This is a genomic window from Trichococcus sp. (assembly GCF_049589555.1).
Classification (GTDB): domain Bacteria; phylum Bacillota; class Bacilli; order Lactobacillales; family Aerococcaceae; genus Trichococcus.
In genome coordinates, this window is the sequence record NZ_JBAWAZ010000378.1 from 1 (window position 1) to 3,734 (window position 3,734).

Here is a 3,734-nt window from a genome sequence, read left to right on the forward strand (position 1 = left end):
TCTTTAGCGACCGGGCACATCACGGTATCCTTGGAAACTTGGATGGTCCGCATCAGATCCCAGATCTCTTTTTTCAAAAAATCAATTTTCATTTTGAAATCCGCTCCTTCTTCGGATAATAGTTGTGATGTAAAACTATTCTAAATCAAAACTATTATTTGTGCAAGCGGTTCAACTTAGTCTTAAGTAAATCGTAAAGAATCATCCCCAGCAGGAATGACGTGAACCAACTATAGAGCTAGTGTGTGAAGAAAGCATGAAGATGATTGAAATAATTTCATAAGAAATGTTTGCGGGTGTGTGCTTTGTCGGAGGACAGCAGCCGGACGGGGCTTCAGCTCCGGCGAGGGCCCGCTGGCCGGAGGAGCGCTCAAAAAAAGTGTCCCACCTCCGTCGAAGCCCGTCTCCCCGGAGGTGAGCATTCAGAATGTGGGGCGAACTCCGGCGAAGCCTGCGTTCACCGGAGGAAAAAAAAACGCACGCAAACGATACAGCGGGACAGCCCCCGCGTGCGACAAAACATTCTGCTGGATATTTGATTGGTATAAAATTAACGGTTTTTAATCTCTGAAGCAATTAGCGTACCTCAGCAGTCCGTAAATGATCATTGCCACTACTGTCCCACTGATCAAAGCCAATATCGGATGGACTTGCAGGAAGGCAAAATAGAAAAAAATAGTCGTGATAAGAAAAACGCCAAAGCTAATGAAAGTAATTTTTTTGTGGGTCATTTTTTCCTTGTCCTCCATAGGACCACTGATATTCACAGATAGAACAATTAGCGTGTATGTGCCTATCGTAAAGACTGCCCAAAGCGGGTTACCATAAGTAAAGACACCACTTGTATCTTGTGACTTGATAAGTTGATAAGCCATAAAAAACAGGATCGCTAAGTTTTGAACTATCCAAGCAATGCGTATGTTCTTCAAATTCCTCAGGATAAGCCGTTCATCTTTAATTTTTTTCATCTTCTGTTTCTCCTTTCGATTGTTCGATCCAAAAAACGTCATCCAATGTTTTATTGAGTGCATAGCAGAGTTGAAGACAGAGTTTGAGCGAGGGGTTATACTCGGATTTTTCGATAAGACTTAAGGTTTGCCTTGTAATCCCCGCATAGTCTGCAAGTTCCTTTTGTGAAAGATTTTTCTCTGTTCTGAATTTTTTCACATGATTTTCCACTTGGCGCTCTCCTTTTTGTGTAATATATATATTCCTTATATGTAAATTATATATTACTTTTCTTGTTTGTAAAGTCATTTCAAAAGACCTTTCATAGCCTAGCTATCGTGCGAATGCTTCCTGTTACTGCCACCGCTGTGTATAATGGAGCAGAGAGATTTTGTGATTACAAAAAAAGGACTGATGATCAGTATGAAAGCATATAAATATATCCAAACGCCGCTCGGGAAGTACTTGCTGGCCGAAAACGGCAAGGGTATCACGTTTCTGGAGCATGTCGCATTGGAATTGGATCCGCGGATCGAAAAGGAAATCGCGGCTGGAGAAATGTTGGAGGCGGACACACCTTTGTTGCTTGAAGGGGAGCGTCAATTGCAGCAATATTTCAATGGTGAGCGTCAGGAATTCGAGCTGCCGTTGGATGCAGCCGGTACGCCTTTCCAATTGAAAGTGTGGGAAGCTTTGCGCCAAATCCCTTACGGCGAGACGCGCAGCTACAAGGAAATAGCCATCGCTGTCGAAAATCCGAAAGGCGTCCGCGCAATCGGCATGGCAAACAACCGCAACCCGATATCGATCATCACCCCTTGCCACCGCGTCATCGGCACGAACGGGAAACTGGTAGGCTATGCTGGTGGGTTACATCTGAAGGAATATTTGCTTAATCATGAGACAAAGGTTGCAATTGAAAATGCCACAGTCTAAGTTGAGTTCTGAGTGGTTTGAGAAAGTGATTCTCAATTAAAGCGTTCATTCTCATTAAGAGGGGAATATACGCACATTTGCGCTGCCTTAAGAGTATGAAATAAGCCACCTAAAGAAACCACCAGAAGATTGCGAACAATGAAAAATCAGATTAAAAATTCAAAAAGAGTCCGGGACAACACGTTCCGGGCTCTTTTCTTTGAGAAGAATTACGAGATGCGTGAAAAAAATGACGAAATACTGGGACTTCATAAAGTCCACCAGAATTTACTTGCCAGAAGCTTAATTGTATCCGTTATCATCATAAGCTAAACCTATGATTCGGATAAAAATGATTGATTGGATATTTGGCTAGCCAGAAACTATACTTCAGATATCAAGTTGAGTAATGAGCAATCAATAGAACTGCAGTCTATAGGAACTTGTTACTAAAAGGATTCAACTGGATAAATACAAATCCATGGATATATGAAAACGCAAACATTTGGAGGGACGATATGTTAAGAGAGCTACAATGCAGCATCTTTCGCGGTGGCACAAGCAAAGGTGCATTCGTAATGGAAGAAGATTTACCGGAAAACAAAGAGGAACGTGATCAGATCCTATTAAAAATCATGGGCAGCCCTGATCAACGCCAAATTGATGGTTTGGGTGGAGCAGTCTCCACAACCAGTAAAGTCGCCATAATTTCAAAAGAAACAACCGAAGATTGGGATGTCAATTATACATTTGCGCAAGTTCAGATCGATAAACCTTTTGTCTCCTATGCAGGGAACTGCGGGAACATTTCATCTGCAGTAGGAGTCTTCGCACTTGAAAATAATCTGGTGGATTTTACCTCCCCAATCACGACTGTAAGAGTATATAATACAAACACAAAGAAAATCATTCACGAGCATATCCCCACTCCAAACGGAGAAATCACTTATGAAGGCGACTTCAGCATTTCAGGTGTTCCAGGAACTGGCTCGAAGATCGAACTGGAGTTTTTGAATCCGGAAGGTTCCTTCACCGGCAAACTGTTGCCGACAGGACAAACCAAAGACGTGCTGAAAATCGCTGATTACGGCGATGTCGAAGTATCAATCGTCGATGCGGCAAACCCGCTAGTGTATGTCAAAGCAGAAGATCTCGGGTTTGCAGGAACTGAGACCGCCGCTACAATCGATGCAGACCCGGCCAATCTGGTGCTGTTGGAAAAAATCAGGGGGGAAGCGGCAGTGAAAATGGGCTTGGCCGATAAGTGGGAAGAAGCCGCTACAGTGACGCCGGGAGTACCCAAAATGACTATCGTGTCAGCAGCGCAGGATTTCATTACGGACAGCGGGAAAGAAATAAAGGCATCCGAATATGACCTTTCCATCCGGATGATGAGCATGCAAAAAGCCCACAAAACCATCGCTTTGACAGGGGCTTTGTGTACAGCCGCAGCCTGCGCAATCCCGGGCACTATCCCGAATGAAGTTTTGGGGAACGAAAATGTGAAGAACGAGCTCGTGCTTGGGCACAGCGACGGCCTCATTTCGGTAGCCATGAAGTACAAAAATGAAGATGGGACGATAAAAATCGAATCCGTATCAAGCCACCGGACCGCTAGAAAAATCATGGTCGGTAAAGTCTTCTACAAAGGATAGAAATAACTCAAAGAATAGGAAGTGTTGAAATGTTAGCATTGTTAGGCTATGGAATGATCGTTACCTTCATGGTTTTGTTATTAACCAAAAAAATGTCACCTTTTGCAGCATTAATTTTAGTTCCCGTTGTTTTTGGTTTAGCCGCAGCATTTATAAGTGGAACACCACTTTTGGAAGTATTTGATTGGATTTTTGGAGGTTTGTATTACTCGCTGG

Annotated in this window: 4 protein-coding genes and 1 pseudogene; 3 read left to right on the forward strand and 2 right to left on the reverse strand. The window is 43.3% G+C overall.

Annotated elements, in window-relative coordinates:
* Positions 1-560: 560 nt before the first annotated feature.
* Positions 561-968 carry a hypothetical protein gene (locus WBV27_RS13155; RefSeq protein WP_424202573.1) on the reverse strand — a complete coding sequence of 136 codons (408 nt, stop codon included), beginning with the start codon at positions 966-968 and terminating at the stop codon, positions 561-563.
* The gene (locus tag WBV27_RS13160) at positions 955-1,179 is read right to left on the reverse strand and encodes a helix-turn-helix transcriptional regulator (RefSeq protein ID WP_086628600.1); all 225 of its coding nucleotides are present in this window, start codon (positions 1,177-1,179) and stop codon (positions 955-957) included. The genes WBV27_RS13155 and WBV27_RS13160 overlap by 14 nt, the downstream gene beginning before the upstream one ends.
* Before the next feature lie 162 nt (positions 1,180-1,341).
* Here WBV27_RS13160 and WBV27_RS13165 point away from each other — a divergent pair, with 162 nt between their 5' ends.
* From WBV27_RS13165 to WBV27_RS13175, 3 genes and pseudogenes are all read left to right on the forward strand, one after another.
* On the forward strand, positions 1,342-1,884 hold the full coding sequence (locus WBV27_RS13165) for a methylated-DNA--[protein]-cysteine S-methyltransferase (RefSeq protein WP_424202574.1): 543 nt from the start codon (positions 1,342-1,344) through the stop codon (positions 1,882-1,884).
* A 497-nt stretch (positions 1,885-2,381) separates the two neighbouring features.
* Positions 2,382-3,518, forward strand: coding sequence for a 2-methylaconitate cis-trans isomerase PrpF family protein (locus WBV27_RS13170; RefSeq protein ID WP_424202575.1), 1,137 nt, complete (start codon positions 2,382-2,384; stop codon positions 3,516-3,518).
* 29 nt (positions 3,519-3,547) lie between these two features.
* A pseudogene (locus tag WBV27_RS13175) lies at positions 3,548-3,734 on the forward strand (citrate:proton symporter); the annotation flags it as partial.